This window comes from Geodermatophilus sp. SYSU D00703 (assembly GCF_054050155.1).
The window spans coordinates 52,483-76,923 of the sequence record NZ_JBJGYU010000005.1 but is presented as its reverse complement, the minus strand read 5'-3'; the positions used below and the strand labels follow the sequence as shown (position 1 = coordinate 76,923).

General features: G+C 74.1%; 20 protein-coding genes. 12 read left to right on the top strand and 8 right to left on the bottom strand.

The annotated features are described in order from the left end of the window. Window positions 1–2: 2 nt before the first annotated feature. The 7 genes from ACI782_RS08150 (at window position 3) to ACI782_RS08120 (ending at window position 7,240) form a co-directional block, all read left to right on the top strand. A complete protein-coding gene (locus ACI782_RS08150) occupies window positions 3–872 on the top strand; it encodes a siderophore-interacting protein (protein WP_456907926.1) in 870 nt (289 codons plus the stop codon). Window positions 873–972: 100 nt separating this feature from the next. Further along, window positions 973–1,695, top strand: coding sequence for a response regulator transcription factor (locus tag ACI782_RS08145; RefSeq protein WP_456907924.1), 723 nt, complete (start codon window positions 973–975; stop codon window positions 1,693–1,695). Beyond that, window positions 1,692–3,263, top strand: coding sequence for a sensor histidine kinase (locus tag ACI782_RS08140; RefSeq protein WP_456907922.1), 1,572 nt, complete (start codon window positions 1,692–1,694; stop codon window positions 3,261–3,263). The genes ACI782_RS08145 and ACI782_RS08140 overlap by 4 nt, the downstream gene beginning before the upstream one ends. Window positions 3,264–3,283: 20 nt before the next feature. Beyond that, window positions 3,284–3,997, top strand: a complete 714-nt coding sequence (locus ACI782_RS08135; protein WP_456907920.1) for a PaaI family thioesterase — start codon at window positions 3,284–3,286, stop codon at window positions 3,995–3,997. Then, window positions 3,994–4,740 carry an inositol monophosphatase family protein gene (locus ACI782_RS08130; protein ID WP_456907918.1) on the top strand — a complete coding sequence of 249 codons (747 nt, stop codon included), beginning with the start codon at window positions 3,994–3,996 and terminating at the stop codon, window positions 4,738–4,740. The genes ACI782_RS08135 and ACI782_RS08130 overlap by 4 nt, the downstream gene beginning before the upstream one ends. A gap of 248 nt (window positions 4,741–4,988) precedes the next feature. Then, complete coding sequence (gene cysD / locus ACI782_RS08125; RefSeq protein WP_456907916.1) at window positions 4,989–5,897, top strand: sulfate adenylyltransferase subunit CysD; 909 nt, start codon at window positions 4,989–4,991, stop codon at window positions 5,895–5,897. Further along, window positions 5,897–7,240 carry a sulfate adenylyltransferase subunit 1 gene (locus tag ACI782_RS08120; protein WP_456907915.1) on the top strand — a complete coding sequence of 448 codons (1,344 nt, stop codon included), beginning with the start codon at window positions 5,897–5,899 and terminating at the stop codon, window positions 7,238–7,240. Before cysD ends, ACI782_RS08120 begins: the two co-directional genes overlap by 1 nt. Before the next feature lie 206 nt (window positions 7,241–7,446). On the opposite strand, the gene ACI782_RS08115 is transcribed toward ACI782_RS08120, so the two are convergent. From ACI782_RS08115 to ACI782_RS08095, 5 genes are all read right to left on the bottom strand, one after another. Beyond that, window positions 7,447–8,277: an FAD binding domain-containing protein gene (locus ACI782_RS08115; RefSeq protein WP_456907913.1), complete on the bottom strand. Its 831-nt coding sequence runs from the start codon at window positions 8,275–8,277 to the stop codon at window positions 7,447–7,449. Window positions 8,278–8,350: 73 nt separating this feature from the next. Beyond that, window positions 8,351–8,854, bottom strand: a complete 504-nt coding sequence (locus tag ACI782_RS08110; protein WP_456907911.1) for a (2Fe-2S)-binding protein — start codon at window positions 8,852–8,854, stop codon at window positions 8,351–8,353. Further along, a complete protein-coding gene (locus tag ACI782_RS08105) occupies window positions 8,851–11,136 on the bottom strand; it encodes a xanthine dehydrogenase family protein molybdopterin-binding subunit (protein ID WP_456907909.1) in 2,286 nt (761 codons plus the stop codon). The genes ACI782_RS08110 and ACI782_RS08105 overlap by 4 nt, the downstream gene beginning before the upstream one ends. Window positions 11,137–11,302: 166 nt before the next feature. Continuing rightward, the gene (locus ACI782_RS08100) at window positions 11,303–12,676 is read right to left on the bottom strand and encodes a cytochrome P450 (protein WP_456907907.1); all 1,374 of its coding nucleotides are present in this window, start codon (window positions 12,674–12,676) and stop codon (window positions 11,303–11,305) included. A gap of 81 nt (window positions 12,677–12,757) precedes the next feature. Next, window positions 12,758–12,922 carry a hypothetical protein gene (locus ACI782_RS08095; RefSeq protein ID WP_456907905.1) on the bottom strand — a complete coding sequence of 55 codons (165 nt, stop codon included), beginning with the start codon at window positions 12,920–12,922 and terminating at the stop codon, window positions 12,758–12,760. 189 nt (window positions 12,923–13,111) lie between these two features. Between ACI782_RS08095 and ACI782_RS08090 the strand changes: the two genes are divergently transcribed. Then, a complete protein-coding gene (locus tag ACI782_RS08090) occupies window positions 13,112–13,477 on the top strand; it encodes a hypothetical protein (protein WP_456907903.1) in 366 nt (121 codons plus the stop codon). Window positions 13,478–13,570: 93 nt separating this feature from the next. Here ACI782_RS08090 and hrpA read toward each other — a convergent pair whose 3' ends face one another. Next, complete coding sequence (hrpA, locus tag ACI782_RS08085; protein ID WP_456907901.1) at window positions 13,571–17,614, bottom strand: ATP-dependent RNA helicase HrpA; 4,044 nt, start codon at window positions 17,612–17,614, stop codon at window positions 13,571–13,573. Between the two features lie 217 nt (window positions 17,615–17,831). Here hrpA and ACI782_RS08080 point away from each other — a divergent pair, with 217 nt between their 5' ends. From ACI782_RS08080 to ACI782_RS08070, 3 genes are all read left to right on the top strand, one after another. Further along, window positions 17,832–18,347: a MarR family winged helix-turn-helix transcriptional regulator gene (locus ACI782_RS08080; RefSeq protein ID WP_456907899.1), complete on the top strand. Its 516-nt coding sequence runs from the start codon at window positions 17,832–17,834 to the stop codon at window positions 18,345–18,347. Beyond that, window positions 18,344–20,131 (top strand): MDR family MFS transporter, encoded by a 1,788-nt coding sequence (locus ACI782_RS08075; protein ID WP_456907897.1) that lies wholly within the window; start codon window positions 18,344–18,346, stop codon window positions 20,129–20,131. The genes ACI782_RS08080 and ACI782_RS08075 overlap by 4 nt, the downstream gene beginning before the upstream one ends. A gap of 103 nt (window positions 20,132–20,234) precedes the next feature. Continuing rightward, the gene (locus tag ACI782_RS08070) at window positions 20,235–22,028 is read left to right on the top strand and encodes an acyl-CoA dehydrogenase (RefSeq protein ID WP_456907895.1); all 1,794 of its coding nucleotides are present in this window, start codon (window positions 20,235–20,237) and stop codon (window positions 22,026–22,028) included. A 118-nt stretch (window positions 22,029–22,146) separates the two neighbouring features. On the opposite strand, the gene ACI782_RS08065 is transcribed toward ACI782_RS08070, so the two are convergent. Continuing rightward, window positions 22,147–22,323: a hypothetical protein gene (locus ACI782_RS08065; protein ID WP_456907893.1), complete on the bottom strand. Its 177-nt coding sequence runs from the start codon at window positions 22,321–22,323 to the stop codon at window positions 22,147–22,149. Window positions 22,324–22,630: 307 nt separating this feature from the next. On the opposite strand from ACI782_RS08065, the gene ACI782_RS08060 reads away from it, so the two are divergent. After that, the gene (locus tag ACI782_RS08060) at window positions 22,631–23,674 is read left to right on the top strand and encodes a YihY/virulence factor BrkB family protein (protein ID WP_456907891.1); all 1,044 of its coding nucleotides are present in this window, start codon (window positions 22,631–22,633) and stop codon (window positions 23,672–23,674) included. A 53-nt stretch (window positions 23,675–23,727) separates the two neighbouring features. Here ACI782_RS08060 and ACI782_RS08055 read toward each other — a convergent pair whose 3' ends face one another. Continuing rightward, complete coding sequence (locus ACI782_RS08055) at window positions 23,728–24,435, bottom strand: hemerythrin domain-containing protein (protein WP_456907889.1); 708 nt, start codon at window positions 24,433–24,435, stop codon at window positions 23,728–23,730. Window positions 24,436–24,441 lie beyond the last annotated feature (6 nt).

The window sequence follows — 24,441 nt, the reverse complement described above, 5'->3', positions numbered from 1 at the left end:
TCATGTCTCCCAGCAGCCCCGTGTCCACCAGCAGCCCCGTGTCCACCAGCAGCCCCGTGTCCACCAGCACCCCCGTGTCCACCAGCACCCCCGCTCCGACCGCACCCGACCCGACCCGGCCCGTCGACGTCCTCACCGTCGTGTCGGTCACGGACGTCACCCCCTCGGTGCGCCGGGTGGTGCTGTCGGGGACGCCGGCGGCGGTGGCCGCCGCCGGACCGACCATCTCGCTGCTGGTACCCCGCGTCGGCGACCCCGCGCTGCGCTGGCCGGCCGTCGCCCGGGACGGCCGGATCGTCTGGCCCGCCGGGTCGCACGGGGTGAGCCTGCGCAGCTACACCGCCCGCCGGCAGGACCTCGAGCGCGGGGAGGTCGAGATCGACTTCGTGCTGCACGGTGACGGCCCGGCCGCCGCGTGGGCGGCGGCCGCGGTCCCCGGGGCGTCGATCGCCGTCGCCGGGGGCGGGCCGCTGGGCGAGCGCCCGGCCGGGTGGCTGCTGCTGGTGGGGGACGAGACCGCCCTGCCGGCGATCACCCGGATCCTCGCCGAGGCGTCACCGGCGACCCGCGGGGTCGCGCTGGTCGAGGTCGCCGACGCCGCGGAGGAGCAGCCGCTGCCCGCGCCGGACGGCGTGGACGTGCGCTGGCTGCACCGCGGCGGCACGCCGCCCGGGGAGAGCACGGTGCTCGCCGACGCGGTCGCCGCGATGGACCGGCCGGAGGGCGACGAGGTCTTCGCGTGGGTGGCGGCCGAGTCCGGCGTCGTCCGGACCGTCCGGGCCGACCTGCGCGGGCGGTGGGGACTCGGCCGCGCCCAGCACCACGCGATCGGGTACTGGCGGCGGGGGCGCGCCATGTCACCCGCCACCTGACCGGCGTCCAGACACCTCACAGGTACCGCCCAGGGGGGGCCAAGCCCCCGCTGCCACCCTGGGGACCATGACGACGGCTGCACGTTCGACGGGAGGTGCTGTGAGCGGCACCGGTAGGAGCTCGGCACCCGAGGCGCGCCTCCTGGTGGTGGACGACGAGCCCAACATCCGCGAGCTGCTGTCCGCCAGCCTCCGCTACGCCGGGTTCGAGGTGGCCACCGCCGCCGACGGGCAGCAGGCCCTGGCGATGGCGGCGTCCTTCCGCCCCGACCTGCTCGTGCTCGACGTCATGATGCCGGGGCTGGACGGCTTCGGCGTCGTGCGTCGGCTGCGGGAGAGCGGCCGCCACACCCCCGTCCTCTTCCTCACCGCCCGCGACGCCAACGAGGACAAGGTCTCCGGCCTCACCCTCGGCGGCGACGACTACGTGACCAAGCCGTTCAGCCTGGACGAGGTCCTCGCCCGGATCCGGGCGGTGCTGCGCCGCAGCACCGGCCAGCAGCGCGCCGTGGAGGCGCCGCGACTGTCCTTCGCCGACATCGAGCTCGACGAGGAGTCGCACGAGGTGATCAAGGCCGGCCAGGTGGTCAGCCTGTCGCCGACGGAGTTCAAGCTGCTGCGCTACCTCATGGCCAACGCCGGGCGCGTGCTGTCGAAGGCGCAGATCCTGGACCACGTCTGGAACTACGACTTCAACGGTGAGGCCAACGTGGTGGAGTCCTACATCTCCTACCTGCGGCGCAAGGTCGACACGACCGAGCCGCGGCTGCTGCACACCATCCGGGGCGTGGGGTACACGCTGCGGCTCCCCCGCGGTACGTGAGCGGACAACCCGAGGCCCGTGCCCGCGGCGGGCGTGCCCCAACGCCGCGCTTCCCGCTGCGGATCACCCTCGTCGCCCTCCTCGTCGCGCTGGTCACGGTGGCCCTGGCGGCCACCGGACTGGCCGCGACGTCGCTGCTGCGCGGCTACCTCACCGGGCAGCAGGACGCCCAGCTGCGCCTGAGCGCCGAGAGCGTCGCCCGCGACCCCTGGCGGGTGCTCGACCAGTGCACCGAGGGGGGTCCCGGCTACCCCTCGCCGGACTACCTGGGCTGCCTGGCGCCGGACGAGGACCACCTCGTCCTCGTGCTCGGCCCGGTCAACGACCCGGGACGGCGGCCCGACCTCGACGTCCTGTCCCACAAGATCGACCACGAGCACGACGACCACGAGGACGACGGCCCCGGGGAGCCGCGCACCTTCACCGTGCCCGCCGAGGACGACAACACGGCCTGGCGCATCACCGCCGTCGACCTCCCCGACGGGTGGACCGCCCTGGTCGGCACCGACCTCGCCGGCGACGAGCGGGTGATCGGCCGCCTGGTCCGGATCCAGGTCGTCGTCGGGCTCGTCGTACTGGTGCTGCTCGGGACGGCCGGCTACCTGCTGGTCCGCAACAGCCTGCGGCCGCTCGCCGAGGTGGAGGGGACGGCGCGGGCGATCGCCGCCGGGGACCTCTCGCAGCGCGTCCCGGAGGGCGACGAGCGGACCGAGGTCGGCCGGCTGACCACCGCGCTCAACGGCATGCTCAGCCGGATCGAGCGGGCCTTCCGCGCCCAGCAGGCCTCCGAGGAGCAGGCCCGCGCCTCGGAGGGCCGGATGCGACGCTTCGTCGCCGATGCCAGCCACGAGCTGCGCACCCCGCTCACCTCCATCCGCGGGTTCGCCGAGCTGTACCGGCAGGGGGCGGTGGGCACGCCCGAGGAGACCGCGCGGCTGATGCAGCGGATCGAGTCCGAGGGCGCCCGGATGGGGGTCCTGGTGGAGGACCTGCTGCAGCTGGCCCGGCTCGACCAGCAGCGCCCGCTGTCGATCGCGCCGGTCGACCTGGCCGAGGTGGCCGGGGACGCGGTGCACGACGCCCGCGCCGTCCAGCCGGACCGGCCGATCACCCTGCACCTCGACGAGGGGCTCAGCGAGCTGCCCGTCGTCCTCGGCGACGAGGCGCGGCTGCGCCAGGTGGTGGGCAACCTGCTCACCAATGCGCTGGTGCACACGCCGCCGACCGCGCCGGTGACCCTCAGCCTCTCCGACGAGGCGGCGGACGGCGAGGACGGCGGGGTCGTCGTCCTCCGCGTGGCGGACGAGGGCCCGGGCATGGCCCCCGAGGACGCCGCGCGGGTGTTCGAGCGGTTCTACCGCGCCGATCCCTCGCGGGCGCGGACGGCGGGCGGCACCGGTCTCGGGCTGGCGATCGTCTCCGCGCTCGTGGCCGCCCACGGCGGGACGGTCCACCTGGACACCGCTCCGGGCCGCGGGGCGGTGTTCACCGTGCGGTTGCCGCGCTCGGGGCCGGGCGGACCGCACAGCGCGCCGGGCGGGGACGCCCCGGGGCCCGCGCCGCAGTAGGGGCTCGTTACCGTCCGCCCGTGGACTCCGACACGGGCGGCCCGCCCTACGACGCGGACCTGATGGCGGCGGTGAGCGAGCTCGGCGGTGCGCTGCGGGAGCTGGTGGACGCCTCGGTGTGCACGACGGTGCCCGTCGCGGACCTGCGCGCCGCGGCCGCCGAGGCCCGGGCCACGGCCGCCCGCCTGGCGGTCTCCCGGCGCCCGCCGACGCAGCTGCCGGCGCTCGACGACCCGCTGGTCTTCCGGCGCGTCTACAACCCGGTGAGCGGTGTCGGCAGCGCGCTGGCCCCGCCGCTGACCATCCGCCGCACCGAGGACGGCGTCGTGGCCGAGGCGACGCTCGGCATGGCCTACGAGGGGCCACCCGGCTACGTGCACGGCGGGATGAGCAGCCTGCTGATGGACCAGCTGCTCGGCTCCGCGGCCATCGCCGCGGGCCTGTGGGGGATGACCGTGCGGCTGGAGGTCGACTACCGGCGGCCGGTGCCGCTGTCGACGCCCCTGGTCCTGCGTGCCCGCGTGGTGGAGGCGGCCGGTCGCAAGTGCGTCGTGACCGGGACCATCGCGACGGCCGAGGCCCCCGACCGGGTGCTGGTGGAGGCCGCCGGGGTCTTCGTCATGCCCCGTGAGGAGCGGCACGCCGACTACTTCGGTGCGATCACCGACGCCTCGGGCCGGCACGCGCCGCCCGGACGGCCCACGGACGCGACGGCGCTGGCGGACCGGGCATGAGCGACGTCGAGGTGGCGGCGGCCGCCGCCCGTGCCGCGGCGGCGGTCCTGCTGGAGCTGCGCGGGGAGGGGCGGCTGTCCGGCCGCGAGCTCGGGAACGCCGGTGACGCCGCGGCCCAGGTCGCGATCACCGGCCTGCTCGCCGACCAGCGCCCGGACGACGTCGTCTTCAGCGAGGAGGCGGTCGACGACCGCCGGCGGCTGTCGGCGGACCGGGTGTGGATCGTCGACCCCCTCGACGGGACCCGGGAGTACGGCGAGGGCCGGCCGGACTGGGCGGTGCACGTCGCCCTGTGGGCGGACGGCGACCTGGCGGCGGCCGCGGTGGCGCTGCCGGGCGTGGACGAGCTCCTGGTCACCGCGCCGGCACCGGCCCCGCCCGGTCCCGGGGACGGCCGGCTGCGGATCGCGGTGAGCCGCACGCGCCCGCCCGCGGAGGCCGGCACCGCCGCGGCCGCCCTCGACGCCGAGGTCGTGCCGATGGGGTCGGCCGGGTACAAGGTCACCGCCGTCGTGCGCGGCGAGGTGGACGCCTACGTGCACGCCGGCGGGATGTACCAGTGGGACTCGGCCGCGCCGGTCGCCGTCGCCCTCGCGGCGGGGCTGACCGCCGTCCGGCTGGACGGCTCGCCGCTGCGCTACAACGGGCCCGACCCCTACCTCCCCGACCTGCTGGTCTGTCGCCCGGAGCTCACCGACCGGCTCCTGGCCGCGGTGCGAGCGGGGTCACAGCCGCCGCGATGAGCCCATGGCGGACACTGGTGTCGGGAATCTCCCCCGGGCCGGTGCGGTTGGTGCTGGTTCGAGCTCTGTCCCCGACGCCCCGGAGTCCTGCCACGTGAGCGAGCTTGCGAGCTCACCCAGTAATCGAGAACCACTGGGCACGCGCCCGACGAGCGTCAGCGAGGAGGACACGTGAGCGAGCTCGCGAGCTCACCCAGGAGCGGAGCACCGCTGGGCACGCGCCCGACCAGCGTCAGCGAGGAGGACGCGTGAGCACTCCCGACTACCGGCTCTCCCAACTGGAGACGCTGGAGGCCGAGTCCATCCACGTGGTCCGTGAGGTGGCCGCCGAGCTCGAGCGGCCGGTGCTGCTGTTCTCCGGCGGCAAGGACTCGATCGTGATGCTGGAGCTGGCGCGCAAGGCTTTCGCCCCGGCGCGCATCCCGTTCCCCGTGATGCACGTCGACACCGGCCTGAACTTCCCCGACGTCCTGGAGTTCCGGGACAAGCGGGTGGCCGAGCTCGGCGTCCAGCTGATCGTCGCCTCGGTCCCCGACGCGATGGCCAAGGGGCTGGTCAAGGAGGAGCCCAACGGCTCCCGCAACCGGATCCAGACGCCGGTGCTGCTGGACGCGGTGGAGGAGCACGGCTTCACCGCGCTGTTCGGGGGTGCCCGCCGCGACGAGGACAAGGCGCGCGCCAAGGAGCGGGTCTTCTCCTTCCGCGACGAGTTCGGTCAGTGGGACCCGAAGAACCAGCGCCCCGAGCTGTGGGACCTCTACAACGGCCGGATCCACCTCGGCGAGTCGATCCGCGTCTTCCCGCTGTCCAACTGGACCGAGCTCGACATCTGGCAGTACATCGCCCGTGAGCAGATCGCCATCCCGCCGCTGTACCTCGCCCAGGAGCGGGAGGTGGTCGAGCGCCAGGGGATGCTCTACGCGGTCAACGAGTTCATCCGGCCGAGGGACGGCGAGCAGCCGTTCCGCGCGACGGTCCGCTACCGCACCGTCGGCGACGCCAACCTGACGGCCGCGGTGCGCTCGGAGGCCACGACGGTCGAGGAGGTCATCGCCGAGATCGCGGTGACCCGGATGACCGAGCGGGGCGCGACCCGCGGCGACGACAAGGTCAGCGACGCCGCCATGGAGGACCGGAAGAAGGAGGGCTACTTCTGATGGCTCCCGTTGACGAGACCACCGTGCCCCTCGACGCGGACGGCGCGGTCGACGTCCACTCGGCCCTCGCCGAGCACGCCGTCGAGCTGGCGACGTCCCGCAAGGACATCCTGCGCATCGCCACCGCCGGGTCGGTGGACGACGGGAAGAGCACGCTGATCGGCCGGCTGCTGTTCGACAGCAAGGCGATCTTCGAGGACCAGTACGAGGCGGTCGCCCGCGCCAGCAAGGGCGACTTCGTCGACCTCGCGCTGCTCACCGACGGGCTGCGGGCCGAGCGCGAGCAGGGCATCACCATCGACGTCGCCTACCGCTACTTCGCCACCCCGCGGCGCACCTTCATCCTCGCCGACACGCCGGGCCACGTGCAGTACACGCGGAACATGGTCACCGGCGCCTCCACCGCCGACCTGGCCATCGTGCTGGTCGACGCCCGCAAGGGGATGGTGGAGCAGAGCCGCCGGCACGCGTTCCTCGCCTCACTGCTGCGGGTGCCGCACCTGGTCGTCGCGGTCAACAAGATGGACCTCGTCGACTGGTCGCAGCAGACCTTCGACGCCATCGCCGACGAGTTCAGCGCCTTCGCGGCCAAGCTGAGCGTGCCTGACCTCACGGTCATCCCGATCTCGGCCCTCCACGGCGACAACGTGGTGAAGCACTCCCCCAACACGCCGTGGTACGAGGGGCCGACGCTGATCCACCACCTCGAGCACGTGCACGTGGCCAGCGACCGCAACCTCACCGACGCCCGCTTCCCGGTGCAGTACGTGATCCGGCCGCAGTCCGACGCCCACCACGACTACCGCGGCTACGCCGGCACGGTGGCCAGCGGGGTGCTGCGCCCGGGCGACGAGGTGCAGGTGCTGCCGAGCGGCCTGACGACGACGATCGCCGGCATCGACGGCCCGCGCGGCCCCGTGGACGAGGCGTTCCCGCCCATGTCGGTGACCGTGCGGCTCACCGACGACCTCGACGTCTCCCGCGGCGACCTGCTCTGCCGGACGGAGAACTCCCCGACCGCCACGCAGGACCTCGACGCGCTGGTCTGCTGGATGGCCGAGGAGCCGCTGCGCCCCCGGCAGCGGATCGCGGTCAAGCACACGACCCGCACGGTCCGCGCGATGGTGAAGGACCTCGCCTACCGGCTGGACGTCAACACGCTGCACCGCGACACCGACGCGGCCGAGCTGGGCCTCAACGACATCGGCCGGGTGCGGCTGCGGGCCACCCAGCCGCTGTTCGTCGACGACTACACCCGCAACCGGGTGACCGGCCGGTTCATCTTGGTCGACGAGGCCACGAACGCCACCGTCGGCGCGGGGATGCTCACGCCGGCCGGCTGAGGGAAGGGCCCCCTACCGGGGCCGCACGACGCACCGAGGCCCGGCCCCTCCACGAGGGGCCGGGCCTCGGTGCGCATCGCGGGTGTTCCTCGTGCTGCGCCGGTCCTGCAGGACCGGCAACGGGCGAGGAAGACCCCCAGTGCGGCCTCCCCGGACATGACGACGCCGCCGGGAGCAGGCAGCTCTCGGCGGCGTCGTGGTGGGCCTCAGGCGGCGGCTGCGGGGGCTCCGGCGGCCTTCTCCAGCGCCCGGCGGGTGAGCAGCCGCGCGAGGTGCCGGCGGTACTCCTGGTCGGCGTGCATGTCCGCGCCCGGCGAGGTGCCCTCGTCGGCCAGCGCCGCGGCCTCCTCGATGGAGGCGCCCCGCGCGAGGGCCTGCTCCGTCGCGGTGGCCCGCACGACCGTGCCGGCCATGTTGGCCAGCGCCACCCGGCCGTCCACCGCGGCGGCGGCGACGATCGGCCAGTCGTTGGCCCGGCGGGTGAACTTCTCGTAGGCCCAGCCGGCCGACCCGGTGCGCGGCACGCGGATCTCGACGATCAGCTCGTCCTCGGCCAGCGCCGTCTCGAAGAAGCCCAGCCAGAACTCGGTCAGCGGGATGTTGCGGCGCCCGTTGGGGCCCTGCACGACCGCGGTGCCCCCCAGCGCGAGCAGCGCCGTGGGCAGGTCGGACGCCGGGTCGCTGTGCGCGACCGTGCCGCCGATCGTGCCGCGGTGGCGCACCTGCGGGTCACCGACCTGGCTGGCGGTGTACGGCAGGATCGGCACCTCGGCCTTCGCGACCTCGTCCTTCTCCAGCTCGTGGTGCCGGGTGCCCGCGCCGATGGCCACCTCGTCGCCGTCGACCCGGACGTAGGACAACCCCGGGATCCGGCTGATGTCGATGACCACCGCGGGCATGGCCAGCCGGAGCTTCATGATGGGCAGCAGCGAGTGCCCGCCGGCCATGATCTTGGCGTCGTCCCCGTGCTCGACGAGGGAGGCGATCGCCTCCTCGACCGACGTCGCCCGCACGTACTCGAACGGCCCCGGGATCATGCCCACTCCTCGCCGGCGCTCGTCGGGTGCACGACCCGGGATGCTGTGTCCTCGGATGCCCTCGCTCGCTCGGTCATCGAGCGACCTCCTGCGACTGCGGCACCTGACCGGCCGCGGGGCCGGCCTTGGCCGCGGTCCGGACCGCCCGGACGATGTTGTGGTAGCCGGTGCAGCGGCAGAGGTTGCCCTCCAGCCCCTCCCGGACCTCCCGGTCGCTGGGGTCGGGGTTGTCGGCCAGGACGCCGATCGCCGCCATCACCATGCCGGGGGTGCAGAACCCGCACTGCAGGCCGTGCTCCTCGCGGAACGCCTTCTGCATCGGGTGCAGCTCGCCGTCCGGACCGGCCAGTCCCTCCAGCGTGGTCACCTGCGCGCCCTCGGTCTGCGCCGCGAGCACGGTGCACGACTTCACCGAGAGCCCGTCCACGATGACGGTGCACGCGCCGCACGAGGTGGTGTCGCAGCCGATGTTGGTGGCCTTGAGCCCGCAGGTCTCACGCAGGTAGTGCGCCAGCAGCAGACGGGGTTCCACCTCGTCGGTGCGCTGCTGACCGTTGACGGTCATCGAGACCTTCATGCGTTGCTGCCTCCCTGCTGGGCCTGCTGGATCGCCCGCCACACCTTCATCGGGGTGGTGGGCATGTCGATGTGCCGGACGCCGAGGTGCGAGACGGCGTCGATGACGGCGTTGTGGACGGCGGGCGTGGACCCGATGGTCCCCGCCTCCCCGATGCCCTTGGCACCCAGGGGGTTGATGGGCGTGGGCGTGGCCATGTCGACCAGCTCGAAGCTCGGCAGCTCGGTCGCCGAGACGAACGGGTAGTCGGCCAGCGTGGAGGTCTGCGGGTTGCCGTCGGCGTCGTAGAGGACCTCCTCCAGCAGCGCCTGCGCCACCCCCTGCGCGAAGCCGCCGTGCCGCTGGCCCTCGGCCAGCAGCGGGTTCACGATGATCCCCGCGTCGTCCACGGCCACCAGCCGCTGCAGCTCGGCCTTGCCCGACTCGGTGTCGACCTCGACGACGGCCACGTGGGCGCCGAACGGGAAGGTCGGCGCCGCCGCCTCGAACCGGGTCTGCACGACCAGTGGCTCGGACTCGGCCAGCTGCGCGAACGTGACGCCCGCGCCCGGGGTGCCCCGCACCGCCAGCCCGGCGGAGGAGAGGTCCACCTCGAGGTCGGCCGGATCGGCCTCCAGCTGCTCGGCGGCCCGCTGCTTGGCCAGCTCGATCAGCTCGGTGGCCGCCTGGTGCACCGCGGCACCGCCCTGCTGGAGGCTGCGCGAGCCCATCGTGCCGCCGCCGCGCGGGATCCGGTCGGTGTCGCCGTGCAGCACGGTGATCTTCTCCACCGGGATGCCCAGCTGGTCGCTGGCGAGCATCGCCCACGCGGTGGCGTGGCCCTGGCCGTGCGGTGAGGTGCCGGTCAGCACGGTCGCCGTCCCGTCCGGGTGCACCTCGAGCTCGGCGGACTCCGCCGCGCCCAGGCCGGTGTCGGCACCGGTGATCTCGACGTACGTCGACAGGCCGATGCCCAGCTGCCGGACGTCGCCGCGCTCCCGCCGGCGGGCCTGCTCGGCACGCAGCTCCTGGTAGCCGGCCGCCTCGAGCGCCTTCTCCAGCGCCGCCACGTACTCGCCGGAGTCGTAGGTCGCTCCCGACGGCGTGGTGTGCGGCTCGTGGAAGGGCGGGACGAGGTTCTTCCGGCGCACCTCCGCCGGGTCCATCCCGATCTCGGCGGCGAACAGGTCGATCGCCCGCTCGACGGCGGCGGTCGCCTCGGGACGGCCGGCCCCGCGGTAGGCGCCGATCGAGGTCGCGTTGTTGACCAGCGCCCGCGCCGAGGCGTGCACCTTCGGGAAGGCGTAGGTCGCCGCGGCCATCAGCATGGTGAGGGTCGGCAGGATGATCCCGACCCGCGGGTAGGCGCCGGCCTCCTGGTCGGCGTGGATGGCGTAGGCCTCGATCGTGCCGTCGCGGCGACCGCCGATGGTGACCTGCTGGTCCTGGCCGCGGCCGTGCAGCATGCCGAGCATGTTCTCGGAGCGGTTCTCCGTCCACCGCACCGGCCGCCCGACCTTCTGCGCCAGCCAGGCCACGAAGGCGTACTCCGGGTCGGCGCCGATCTTGGCGCCGAAGCCGCCGCCGACGTCCGGGGTGACCAGGTGCACCCGTGCCGGGTCGACGCCGAGCCAGCCGGCGATCTCCCCCTTGGCCTGCTGGGCGCCCTGGTTGGTGCACCAGATGGTGACCCGGCCGTCCTCGCCCCACGCCGCGGCGGCCGCGCGGGTCTCCAGCGGCACCGGCGCCACCCGCTGGTTCTTGACCGCCTGCCGGACGACGACCTCGCAGCCGGCGAAGAAGTCCTCCGGCGGCGGGCCGCCGAACTCGGCCGCGACGTTGGTCCCGGCCTCCTCGAACAGCAGCACCTCGTTGCGTCCGGCGTCGGCGGTGCTGACGACGGCCGGCAGCGGGTCGATGTCGACCGAGACCATCTCCGCGGCGTCCTCGCCCTGGTAGCGGTCCTCGGTGAGGACGACGGCGATGATGTCGCCCACGAAGCGGACCTTCTCCGTGGCCAGCCAGGGGCGCTGCATCGCCGGCGGGACCATCGGCAGGCCGGCCGGGATCGGGGCGAGGTCGGTGCAGTCCTCGGCCGTGTAGACGGCGACGACGCCGGGCGCCTCGCGTGCGGCGGAGGCGTCGACGGACAGGATCCGTCCGTGCGCGACCTGGGAACGGACGAAGGTCACGTGCAGCGCACCGGTGAGCCGGTCGTCGACCAGGTCGTCGGTGTAGGTCGCACCACGCGTGAGGAACAGCGGGTCCTCCGTGCGGACCACGCGGGTACCGAGGATGCTCATGCGCTCACTTTCCGTCGGGCGAGAGACCGCGGTCACTATCGCCGCCCGGGCCCCGTCCCGCCAACCCCCTCCCGTCCTGCGGAATCGCCGGTCCCGGATCCGCCGGCTGACGGCCGGTGTGGCGAGCTGACCAGGAGGGACGCCGGCAACCCGGCCCGGCCGGGGTTCACCGCAGGGTCACCGGCAGGTGCTCGAAACCGCGCAGGGTCTGCAGGTCCCGCCGGACCGGCCGACCGGCCACCCGCAGCCCCGGGAAGCGCTCGTGGAGGGCGCGCAGCGCCACGGCGGCCTCCATCCGGGCCAGGCCCGCCCCGAGGCAGTAGTGGATGCCGGCGGAGAAGGCGAGGTGGTCGCGGGCGTTGGCGCGGGTGACGTCGAATCGGTCGGGGTCGGGGAAGACGGCGGGGTCGCGGTTGGCCGCGCCGAGCAGGAGCGTGACCCGGGAGCCGGCGGGCAGGGCGACCCCGGCCACCACCGCGTCGGACCGGACCGAGCGGCCGGTGATCTGCACCGGGCTGTCGTAGCGGAGGACCTCCTCGACGGCGGCGGACCAGCCCGACGGGTCGGCCAGCAGCGCCGCCCGCTGGTCGGGGTGGGCGTCCAGCAGCGCGACCGCGTTGCCCAGCAGGTTCACCGTCGTCTCGAAGCCGGCGCCGAGCAGCAGCATCACGGTGGCGTGCAGTTCCCGGTCGGTGAGCCGCTCCCCCTCGGGGGCGGTGACCAGTCGGCTGACCAGGTCCTCGCCGGGGTCGCGGCGCAGGCGGGCGAAGTGCTCGCCGAGGAAGCCGTGCAGCGCCCGCGTGGCGCGGTCGGCGGCGAGGAAGCGGCGCAACGGCAGCCCGGGGTCGAGGGTCGCGGCCACGCCGGCGCCCCAGCGCAGGAAGTCCTCCCGGCGATCGGCAGGCACGCCGAGCAGGTCGGCGATGACCAGCACCGGCAGCGGCGCGGCGTAGGCGGCGACGAGGTCGACGGTGCCGCCGGCCGCCGGCTCCACCGCGTCCAGGAGGGCCTCGGCGGTCCGCTGCACCATCGGCTCGGCCGCCGCCGTGGCCCGCGGGGTGAAGGCGCGGCTGACCAGCCGGCGGTAGCGGGTGTGGTCGGGCGGGTCCACGACGAGCATCGAGGGCGGCTCGCCGACGCCGGTGGCGGCCGGGTCGTCGCCGAAGTCGAGGGCCCAGCGGAGGAACCGCGGCGCACCCGACCAGTCGAAGCCGACGCCGAAGCGCTCCGACCGCAGCACCTCCGAGGTCACCGCGTGCGAGGTCGTGACCGGCCCGAGCACGCTCGGCGCGAGCGGTCCCCTCACCCGCAGTTGCTCGTAGACCTCGTACGGCTCGGTGCGCACCGCGGGGTCCCGCAGCAGGCGCCCGACGGGGTCCCCGCGGCGCGCCGCACGGGCCAGGTAGACCGCGGGCATCCCGTGCGCCACCGCCCAGCGGGCCGCCGTTCGGGCGGGGCGCAGGACGGCGGGACGGCGACGCGCGAGCGTCGTCCCCGGGACGGTGCGGTGCTCCTCGACAGGTGCCTGCCTCGTGTCCACGCGCGCCCTCCCGGTGTCCTGCGCAGTGTGGCAGGCGGCGCCCGCCCGGACCGGTCGGGAACGGACGGGCGCCGGTGCGGGTCAGCTGTTCGGGTCCGGGGCCGCGCTCGGGTCGCCGTCCCAGTCCTTGCCCGCCACGTCGGCGTGCTCGGACGCGCTGTCGGTCTGCTCGGCGACGGTGCGCACCATCTCCTCGTCGGAGAGCCCCTCGCCCGCCTGCTCCGTGTGGCCGGTCGGCTCGCTCATGCCCACTCCTCCTCGCTGGGTCGGTCCCTCCGCCGTCCCCGGCGGCCTCCGGCGGCAAACCACCCGCCGCTCGATGCGTGGCCCAGGGCACCGGGCGTTGCACGGGACGGCCGTTACGTGCAACTCGGGTTGAGACGGGTAGTGTCCCATGCAGTTGTGCACGACCCGGGCGCACAGGAGGGGGTCCTCGTGGCGGGGGAAGAGGACGGCGGGCGACCGCGGGACACCGCGGTCGAGGCGCTCAGCGCCCTGGTCACCGCGCTGGACTCGTGCATCGTCCAGTTGAGCTCGGCCCGGGAGCGGGCCGAGCAGCTCCTCGAGGAGCGGCGGAGCGGACGGCGGTGGCTCGACATCGTCACCGAGGAGCGCAGGCCGCTGGTCGTCGAGCAGATCAGCTCGGTGATGGCGACCCTGGCCACGGCCGGCGGGACGTGGCGCCGCGAGCAGGCCGCCGCCCTCCAGTCCGAGCAGGTCAGCATCAACCGGATCGCCGCGCTGTTCGGCGTCACCCGTCAGCGGATCTCCGCGCTGCTGCGCGACCGCGTCGCCGGCTGAGGGAGGCCCCCGGCCAGGGCGCCTCCAGGCGGCGCCCACGGCGTGACTCCGCGCCGCCGTCCGCTCCTCGCTGCGATGCTCTGGCGGCTGTCGTCACGCGGTGAGGGCGTCGATCGCCTTGTAGACCCGCTGCTCGGACACCGGCCGCGGCGTGCCGATCGTCTGGGCGAACAGCCCGACCCGCAGCTCCTCGATCATCCAGCGCACCCGCGCGACCGGGTCGTCGGGCGCCCCCGTCGGCGGCACCCGGCGGCGCAGCTGCTCGTACTCCTCGGTCACCGCCGCGACCTGCGCCATCCACAGCTCGTCGCGGACGGCGTTGGCCGGCAGCTTCTCCAGCCGGTGGGCCATCGCCCTCAGGTAGCGGACCAGGTCGGGCAGCCGGCGCCGCCCGGCGGTGGCGACGAAGCCCCGGTGCAGCAGGCCGCCCATCTGGCGGCGCAGGTCGGCGATCGCGGCGTCGGGCACCCGGCGTCCCGGCGCGGCCCCGATCGCCACGGCGACCTCGCGGGCCTGGGTCAGCACCGCCTCGACCCGGCGCACGGTGTCGGTCGTCAGCGGCAGGAGCTGGGCGCGCGCGGTCTCCACCAGCGCGGCGAAGGCGGCCTCGTCCCGCGGCGGCCCGGGCGCGGCGGGGTGGCTGGCACTGGCCGCGAGCAGCTCGTCGGCGGCGGCGTCGACGCAGTCGTCGACCAGGGCCGGGATCTCCCCGTCCGGGTTGAACTGCAGTGCCAGCCGGGTCGTGGGCGACAGGCCCTTCGTCACCTGCCGGGTGGGGGACCCGGCGACCAGCACGAGCAGCCTGCGGGCGCCGCGCCAGGACAGCCGGGTCGCCTCCGCCTCGGTCGCGACCACCCGCACGCCCACGGTGGCGCCCTCGTCCACCAGGGCCGGGTAGGCGGTGACGACGTGCCCGCCGCGCCGGACGTCGACGGTGCGCGGCAGGGTGCCGAACGTCCACGCCGTCTGCCCGGTGCGCTCCACGTCGGCGGCCGCGGCCGCCAGGCTCGCCCGCGCCTGGGGCGCCACCTCCCGGCGCAGCGCCTGCAGGTCCTTGCCGGTGGCCAGGGCGCGCTTGCGGTCGTCGACGACCCGGAACGTGGCCCGCAGGTGGTCGGGCACCTGGTCGGGCTGCCAGGCGTCCGGCGGGACCACGACCCCGGCCGCACGCCGCAGCTCGCGCTCCAGCGCCGGCAGCAGCGGCTCGGACGGCGCGACGTGCGGCAGGACCTCGCGCACCCGGTCCGGGATGGGGACCAGCGCCCGCCGGAACTGCTTGGGCAGCGTCCGCAGCAGCGCGGTGACCAGCTCCTCGCGCAGTCCGGGCACCGTGAAGGCCAGCGACTCCCCCGACGTCCGCTCGGCGACGGTGTCGAGCACCGCCAGCGGGACGTCGACGGTGACGCCGTCCTGCGGGGTCCCCGGCGCGAACGCGTAGGACAGCGGCAGGGTGAGCCCCTGCGTCAGCGGCACCTCGTCCGGGAAGTCCTCGACCCGCACCGAGCCGGCCGCCGCGGCGTTGGTGAGCAGTTCCGGGGTGAAGGTGAGCAGGTCCGGCGTCTGCCGACGGGCGGTCTTCCACCACTTGTCGAAGTGCCGGGTGGAGACGACCTCGGCCGGGAGGCGCTCGTCGTAGAGCTCGAACAGCGTCTCGTCGTCGACCCGGATGTCGCGGCGCCGGGCCCGCTCCTCCAGCTCGGCGACCCGCTGCATCGCCTTCTGGTTGTCGTGCCAGAACCGGTGGTGGGTCGTCCACTCGCCCTGCACGAGCGCGTGCCGGATGAACAGCTCGCGGGAGACGACGGGGTCGATCGAGCCGTACTGCACGCGGCGGCCGACGACCAGCGGGATGCCGTAGAGGGTGACCCGCTCGGTGGCCACGACCGAGCCGCGCCTGGCGTCCCACCGGGGCTCGGAGTACTGCCGCTTGACCAGGTGGTCGGCCAGCCGCTCCACGACCTCGGGGTCGATGCGGGCGACGGTGCGGGCGTACAGCCGGCTGGTCTCCACCAGCTCGGCGGCGACCACCCAGCGCGGCGGCTTCCTCGCCAGCGGGGTGCCCGGAGCGATGACGAAGCGGGCGTTGCGGGCGCCGAGGTACTCCCTGCCCCTCCGGGAGGGGCCATTGTGGCCATTTCGGCCCTTCGTGTCCTCCACCTGGACGCCGACGTGCGACAGCAGACCGGCGAGCAGCGCGGTGTGGATGCCGCGCTCGTCGGGCTCGGCGGCGAGCTCGCCGACGCCCATGCCCAGCCGGCGGGCGGTGCTGCGCAGCTGGCCGTAGAGGTCCTGCCACTCGCGGATGCGCAGGTAGTGCAGGAACTCCCGCTTGATGGTCCGGCGGAACTGGCTGCCGGAGAGCGCCTCCTGCTGCTCGCCCAGGTACCGCCACAGGTTGAGCAGCGCGAGGAAGTCGGAGTTCTCGTCGGCGAACCGGGCGTGCTGCTGGTCGGCGGCCTGCTGGTGCTCGGTGGGCCGCTCACGGGGGTCCTGGATGGTCAGCCCCGCGGCGATGACCAGGACCTCCTCCAGCACGCCCCGCCGGTCGGCCTCGACGACCATGCGCGCCATCCGCGGGTCCAGCGGCAGCGCGGCCAGCGCGCGGCCGGTGGGGGTCAGCCGGCCCTCCCCGTCCAGGGCGCCGAGCTCCTCGAGCAGGGCCAGGCCGTCGGCGACGGCGCGCCGGTCCGGCGGGTCGATGAACGGGAAGTCGGCGACGTCGCCGAGGTCGAGGGCGGCCATCTGCAGCAGCACCGAGGCCAGGCTGGTGCGCAGGATTTCCGGGTCGGTGTACTCCGGCCGGCTCTCGAAGTCCTCCTCGGTGTACAGCCGGACGGCGATGCCCTCGGAGGTGCGCCCGCAGCGACCGGAGCGCTGCCGCGCCGACGCCTGGCTGATCGGCTCGATCGGCAGCCGCTGCACCTTCAGCCGCGAGCTGTACCGGGAGATGCGGGCGACGCCGGTGTCGACGACGTAGCGGATGCCGGGCACCGTCAGGGAGGTCTCGGCGACGTTGGTGGCCAGCACGATCCGCCGCCCGGTGTGCGGGGCGAAGACCCGGTGCTGGTCGGCCGCGGACAGCCGGGAGTAGAGCGGCACGACCTCGGCCGACGGGAAGCGCTCGGTGAGGACGTCGGCGGTGTCGCGGATCTCCCGCTCGCCGGCGAGGAAGACCAGGACGTCGCCCGGCCCCTCGGCGACCAGCTCGTCGACCGCGTCGGCGATCGCGCTCACCTGGTCGCGGTCGGGGTCGGCGGCCGGGTCGCCCTCGGGTGCGTCGGGGTCGACCACGGGCCGGTAGCGGACCTCCACCGGGTAGGTGCGGCCACTGACCTCGACGACCGGCACCTCGGCGCCGCCCGGGGGGCCATCGTGGCCACTATGGCCGCTCAGGCCGGTGCGCTGCTCCTCGTCACCGAGTCCTGTGAAGTGCTTGGCGATCCGCTCGACGTCGATGGTCGCCGAGGTGATGACCAGCTTGAGGTCCGGCCGCTGCGGCAGCAGCTGCGCGAGGTAGCCGAGCAGGAAGTCGATGTTGAGGCTGCGCTCGTGCGCCTCGTCGATGATCAGCGTGTCGTACTGGCGCAGTAGCCGGTCGCGGGCGATCTCGGCGAGCAGCACGCCGTCGGTCATGACCTTGACCAGCGTGGTGTCGCTGACCTGGTCGGTGAAGCGCACCTTCCAGCCGACGACCTCGCCCAGCGGCGTCCCCAGCTCCTCGGCGATCCGCTCGGCGACGGTGCGGGTGGCGATCCGCCGGGGCTGGGTGTGGCCGATCCGGCCGCGGACCCCGCGCCCGATCTCGAGGGCGACCTTGGGCAGCTGGGTGGTCTTGCCCGACCCGGTCTCGCCGGCGACGACCACCACCTGGGAGTCGCGGAGGGCGGCGGCGATGTCGTCCCGGCGGGCGCTGACCGGCAGCTCGGCGGGGTAGCTGACGACCGGGACGGCGGCCCGCCGGCGGGCGATGCGCTCCTCGGCCGCGGCGACGTCGGTGGCGATCGCGGCCCGCTGACGGGCGCGCGCGCCGGCGTCCTTCGTGCGGCGGGTGCCGTCCAGCCGGCGGCGCAGTCGGTGCTCGTCCTCGAGGGTGAGCCCGGCCAGCCGGCTGCGCAGGTCGTCGGGCGCGGGCGTCACGGGGTTCTCCAGGTCTGGCGAGGGCACGGTCTGCGGGAGCCGGCGCGGTCGGCGGATGACCGGGCCGTCGGCGGGTACCCCGTCCAGAATCCCACCGGTCCCGGGCCCGCGGTCGTGGCCCACCTCACTTGCATGTGCCGTGCAACTGATTGCTTGCTACGCACAACCGGTTGTAGCGTGCACGTGTTCCCCCGCACGCCCGTCCTCCGGAGTTCCCGTGTCCCCTGGTGCGCCCGACCCCGCCGGGCTCGACGACGAGCGGCTCGCCGAGCTGCGCACGCTGGGCGAGCAGCTGCCGCGGTTCATGCGGCTGGTGCACGCCCTCAAGTCCGCGCAGGTCACCGACCGCCGCGACCGCGCGGCGCTGGTCCTGCTGTTCCCGCTCGTCCGGCTCGGCCCCCTGCGGCAGGGCGCCCTCGCCGACCTCGTGCACGCCGACCCGTCGACGGTCAGCCGGCACGTCGCCGCGCTGATCGAGCAGGGTCTGGTGCAGCGGGTCGCCGACGAGAGCGACGGCCGCGCCAGCCGCCTGGTCGTCACCGACGCCGGCCGGGCCGCGCTGGAACAGCTGCGCAGCGAGCGGGAGGCCCACCTGGCGCGGGTCACCGCCGACTGGTCGGCCGCCGACCTGGCCGCCTTCACCACGCTCTTCGGCCGCCTGCTGGACGACCTGGCCTCGTCCCTGCCCACCGAGCCGACCGCGCCCGTCCCGTCCCCGAGAGAGCAGTCATGACCCGAAGCACCCGCACCACCTCGGCCGAGCGGAGGGACGCCCGCGCGGCGGCCGCCGCGCCCGGCACGGACGGCGCCTTCACGCACCGGCAGATCGTCACGATCCTCGTCGGGCTGATGGTGGCGATGTTCCTCGCAGCCCTCGACCAGACGGTCGTGTCCACCGCCATCCGCACCATCGCCGACGACCTGCAGGGCTACGACCTGCAGGCGTGGGCGACCACGGCCTTCCTCATCACCTCGACGATCGCCACCCCGCTGTACGGGAAGCTCTCCGACATCTACGGGCGGCGGCCGTTCTACCTGTTCGCCATCGGCATCTTCGTCGTCGGCTCGGTGCTGTGCGGCATCGCGGACTCGATGTACCAGCTGGCCGCGTTCCGGGCGATCCAGGGCATCGGCGCCGGTGGCCTGATGTCGCTGGCCCTGGCGATCATCGGTGACATCGTCCCGCCGCGGGAGCGGTCCCGGTACCAGGGCTACTTCATGGCCGTCTTCGGGACCTCCAGCGTGCTCGGCCCGGTCATCGGCGGCTTCTTCGCCGGCCAGTCCTCGCTGCTGGCCCTCGACGGCTGGCGCTGGATCTTCTTCATCAACGTCCCGCTGGGCCTGGTCGCGTTCGTCGCGGTCTTCCGGGTGCTGCACCTGCCGCACGAGCGCCGTGACCACCGCATCGACTGGCCCGGCGCGCTGGCGCTGATCACCTTCCTCGTGCCGCTGCTGATCGTCGCCGAGCAGGGCCGGATCTGGGGCTGGGAGTCGGGCCGCTCGCTGCTCTGCTACGCCATCGGCGCCGTCGGCTTCGTGCTGTTCCTGCTGGCCGAGCGGTCCTACCAGGACGAGGCGCTGCTGCCCCTGCGGCTGTTCCGCAACCGCAGCTTCGCCGTCAGCGGCATCGGCAGCGTCGTCATGGGCGCGGGCATGTTCGGCGGGCTGCTGCTCCTCCCGCAGTACCTGCAGATCGTGCACGGCTCCAGCGCCACGGTCGCCGGCCTGCAGATGATCCCGCTGGTCGCCGGGATCATGGTCGGTGCGATGAGCTCCGGCATCGCGATCGGCAAGACCGGCAAGTACAAGGTCTTCCCGCTGGTCGGCATCGCGCTGATGACCGTCGCCCTGGTCAGCATGTCCTTCGTCGTCGACGCCGACACGTCGGTGTGGACGCTGGTGCCCTTCATGGTCCTCATGGGCCTGGGGCTGGGCTTCAACTTCCAGCCGGTCATCCTCGCCGTGCAGAACGCCGTCTCCCCGCGGGAGATGGGTGTGGCCACCTCGTCGGTGACCTTCTTCCGCCAGATGGGCGGCACGATCGGCACCGCAGCGTTCCTGTCGGTGCTGTTCAGCCGCCTGCCGGTGGACATCGAGGAGGCCGTGACCTCGGCCGCGGCGGCCGACCCCCGCGTCGCCGAGGCGCTGCAGAGTGGTCAGCTGCAGGGCGGGGCCGACCTGTCGGACACGTCGTTCATCCAGCAGCTGCCGTCGTTCCTCGCGCTGCCGTTCAAGACCGGGTTCTCCGACTCCATCGACCTGGTGTTCCTCATCGCCGCGTGCGTGGTGGCGCTCGGGTTCTTCGTGTTCCTGTTCCTGCCCCAGCTGGCGCTGAGCAACAAGTCCGGCATCCAGGCCCGCCAGGCGGCCCAGCAGACCGCCGGCGCCGGTCCCGTGGCCGACGGTGGCGAGCAGGCCGTGCAGGGGGTCGGCGCCGCGGCTCCGACGTCCACCGCACCGCCGGTCGGCCGGCCCGGGGACGCCGAGGTCGCCGAGGGCGGGCGGCACCGCGCCTGACCCCGGCGCACGAGGCCCCTCCCCGCACCCCGCGGGGAGGGGCCTCGTGCGTGTCCGGGCCTACTGTGACGGGACTCTCCGCAGCACGCTCCTGGAGGCCCCCGTGCGCTCGTCGCTGATCCTGTCCCGCCGCGACCTGGACTTCCTGCTCCACGAGTGGCTCGACGTCGAGAGCCTGACCAAGCGGCCGCGGTTCGCCGAGCACTCGCGCGAGACGTTCGACGCCGTCCTGGAGCTGGCCGAGCAGATCGCCACCGACCACTTCGCGCCGCACAACCGCACGGCCGACGAGCACGAGCCGCGGTTCGTCGACGGCCGGGTCGAGATGATCCCCGAGGTCGGGCGCGCCCTGGAGGTCTTCGCCGAGGCCGGGCTGATGGCCAGCGAGTTCGACGAGCGCTTCGGCGGGATGCAGCTGCCGCACACCGTCGGGCAGGCGGTGTTCGCCTGGTTCAAGGCGGCCAACATCGGCACCTCGGCCTATCCGTTCCTCACGATGGCCAACGCCCGGCTGCTCATCGCCCACGGCAGCCAGGAGCAGGTCGACACCTACGTCGGTCCGATGGTCGAGGGCCGGTGGTTCGGGACGATGGCGCTGTCCGAGCCGCAGGCCGGCTCCTCGCTCGCCGACATCACCACGCGCGCGGAGCGGCAGGACGACGGCACCTACCGGCTCACCGGCAACAAGATGTGGATCTCCGCCGGCGACCACGAGCTGAGCGAGAACATCGTCCACCTGGTGCTGGCGAAGGTCCCCGGCGGGCCGCCCGGCGTGAAGGGCATCTCGCTGTTCGTCGTCCCCAAGTACCTCGTGCGGGACGACGGGTCGCCGGGTGAGCGCAACGACGTCGTCCTGGCCGGGCTCAACCACAAGATGGGCTACCGGGGGACGACGAACACGCTGCTCAACTTCGGGGAGGGCGTGCACACCCCGGGCGGGCGGGCCGGCGCGGTCGGCTACCTCGTGGGCGAGGAGCACCGCGGCCTGTCCTACATGTTCACGATGATGAACGAGGCGCGGATCGGCGTCGGCATGGGCGCGACCGTGCTGGGCTACACCGGCTACCTGCACGCGCTGGAGTACGCGCGCACCCGCACCCAGGGCCGGCCGCCGGCCGACCGGGACGCCACGCGGCCGCCGGTGCGGATCGTCGAGCACACCGACGTCCGGCGGATGCTGCTGGCGGCCAAGTCCTACGCCGAGGGCGGGCTGGCCCTGGGGCTCTACTGCGCGCGGCTGGTCGACGAGGAGCAGACCGCGGAGTCCGCGGAGGAGCGCGAGCGGGCGCACCTGCTGCTGGAGGTGCTCACGCCGATCGCGAAGGCCTGGCCCTCGCAGTGGGGGCCGGTCGCCGACGACCTCGCGATCCAGGTGCACGGCGGCTACGGCTACACCCGCGACTACCCGGTCGAGCAGTTCTACCGGGACAACCGGCTCAACCCGATCCACGAGGGCACCAACGGCATCCAGGGGCTGGACCTGCTCGGCCGCAAGGTCGTGATGCAGGGCGGTGCCGGACTGGCGCTCCTGGCCGAGACGATCGGGCGGACGACGGCGCGGGCGGCCGGCACGGAGTGGGCGCCGTTCGCCGCCGACGTCGACGCCGCCGTGGACCGCATCGGCACGGTCACCGCGACGCTGTGGGGTGCGGGGGACCCGGCCGTCACCCTGGCCAACTCCACCGCCTACCTGGAGGCGGCCGGCCACGTGGTCGTGGCCTGGCTGTGGCTGGAGCAGGCCCTGGTGACCCGGGAGAAGACCAGCGACTTCCACCGGGGCAAGCGGGCGGCGGCGCGCTTCTTCCACCGGTACGAGTTGCCGAAGGCGCACACCTCCCTCGACCTGCTCGAGTCGCTGGACCGGACCGTCCTCGACACCGACGAGGCCTGGCTGTAGGGCTGCGGACGCGCCCGCGCCCCGCGACTCCGAGAGAGGAGCGCGGGGCGCGGAGCGGTGGCCCTCCTGCAGGGGCCCGCCGCGAGCCTGCGAGCGGTGGGGGCAGGAGGGCCCTGTCTCAGGCCGCTCGGGCCATCCCCACCGGCTCGGCGGCGCGCGCGGCCGGGCGGGCGGCGGACGCGGTCGCGGCGCGCTGCTCCCGCTCGTACCGGGCCGTCGACGAGGTGCCCATCACGATCACCAGTGCGGTCAGGACCAGGAACCCGATCAGGGTCACAGCCGGCCACAGCACCATCAGTTCATCCCCCCGGGACTCGATCTGCTCGTCGCCACAGGGAGGCCTGCCCCCCGTGGCACGTCGTCGACGAGGTGTTTCCCCACCGACCGCTGTCTCAATCGTCGATCCGTGAGGTCCGCCTGACAGCGGGCGGCGGACCTCACCCCAACGGGTGACGACGGCGGTGCCATGACACCCCGGCCTGCGCGCGGGGCGCGACCCCCTGACCAGGGGGTACCGCCGCGACACCCCGGGCGAGGCATGGAACGAGACCGTCCAGGGAACCGGCACGAGGACGAGATCCCACCCCGACCGGAGGACGACCATGGACCGCCCCGCCGGCTCGCGCGGTACCGACACCGCCGCGAAGGACACCCGGTTCTCCGGCAACGTGGCCGGCGACCCCGCACCGCACGACGACAAGGTCAACGAGACCCGCTTCGACAACGCCCCCCGGGGAACCGACACGACCCCCACCACCGCCGGCACGCTCAAGCGCACGGTCAAGGAGTTCAGCGAGGACAACCTCACCGACTGGGCCGCCTCGCTCACCTACTACGGCGTCCTGGCGCTGTTCCCCGCGCTGATCGCCCTGCTGTCCATCATCGGCCTGCTGACCAACCCGGAGCAGCTCACCACCGCCCTGACCGCGGTCGTCCCCCAGCAGGCGGCCAGCACGCTGAACCCGGTCATCCAGCAGATCGCCGGCAGCACCGCCGCCCCGGGGATCGGCCTCGTCGTCGGTCTCGCCGGTGCCATCTGGTCGGCCTCCGGGTACGTCGGCGCGTTCACCCGCGCCGCGAACGTGGTCTACGAGACGCCCGAGGGCCGCAAGATCTGGAAGCTCAAGCCGCTGCAGCTGCTGATCACCCTGATCGGCATCCTGTTCGCCGCCGTCATGGTGAGCATGCTGGTGCTGAGCGGTCCGGTCGTGGACGCCGTGGGTGAGGCCCTCCGGCTGGGGAACACCGCGCTGACCGTCTGGAACGTCGTCAAGTGGCCGGTCATCCTCGTCGTCCTGGCGCTGATGATCGCCGTCCTCTACTACTCGACCCCGAACGTGCGGCTGCGGGGCTTCAGGTGGGTCAGCCCCGGGGCCGCCGTCGCCATCGTCGTGGCGATCCTCGCGTCGGCGCTGTTCGCGTTCTACGCGGCGAACTTCGGCAGCTACAACAAGACCTACGGAGCACTGGCCGGGGTGGTCGTCTTCCTGATCTGGTTCTGGCTGATCAACCTCGCGCTGCTGTTCGGCATCGAGCTCGACGCCGAGATCGAGCGGACCAAGGAGCTCAAGGAGGGCGTGCCGGAGGCCCACAAGGAGATCCAGCTCGACGCCCGCGCCGAGCCCAAGCCCCGCCACACCAACTGAGCGAGGGTCCGCCGGACGACGGCTCCTCCCGCACGGGAGGAGCCGTCGTCGTCTCAACGGGACGTCGGCGGCCGGTCGCCCCGGCGCGCGAGCGGCACCCGCTCGACCAGCCCGGCCGCGCCGGCCAGGACCCGGCTGACCGCCTCCCCGGCCGGGGCGAGCTGCGCCGGCGCCCGGCGGACGGCGGCGTCGAGCAGGTCCCGGGTGCGGTCGATGAGCGAGAGCGGCAGGCCGGACAGCGCGTTGCCCGGCGGCCGGCGGGAGACCGTGGGGTGCGGGCGGGTCGGCGACACCCGGCGGGCGAACTCCCACTGCCGGCCCAGCCGCCGCAGCCGGTGCGGGTCGAGCTCCTCCTGCAGCCGCGGGAGGAGCACGTCCTCCTCGTCGCGGACGTCCTCCCGCAGCACCTCGACCAGCCGGGCCAGGCGCTGCGCGCGGCGCGGGTCGTCGTGGCCGAGGGTCTCGATCTCGGTGACGAGCTCGTTGACCTCCTGGTGCTCCTCCTCCACCCGCAGCGTCAGCGCGTCCCCGTCCGGCAGCACCCGGCGCAGCGCCGGCCACAGCACGGTCTCCTCGGCGAACGCGTGGCTGAAGACCAGCCGGTCGATGCGGGCGAGCACCTCCTCCTGCTCGCGGCCGGTCGTGCCGTCCAGCTGGCGCAGGAGCCGGTCGAGCTCGACGTGGTCGCGGCGCTGGCGGGTCAGGACGCTGCCCGGCCCGCCCAGCTCCTCGTCGGTCTGGTCGGCGATGGATCGGCCCACGGCAGG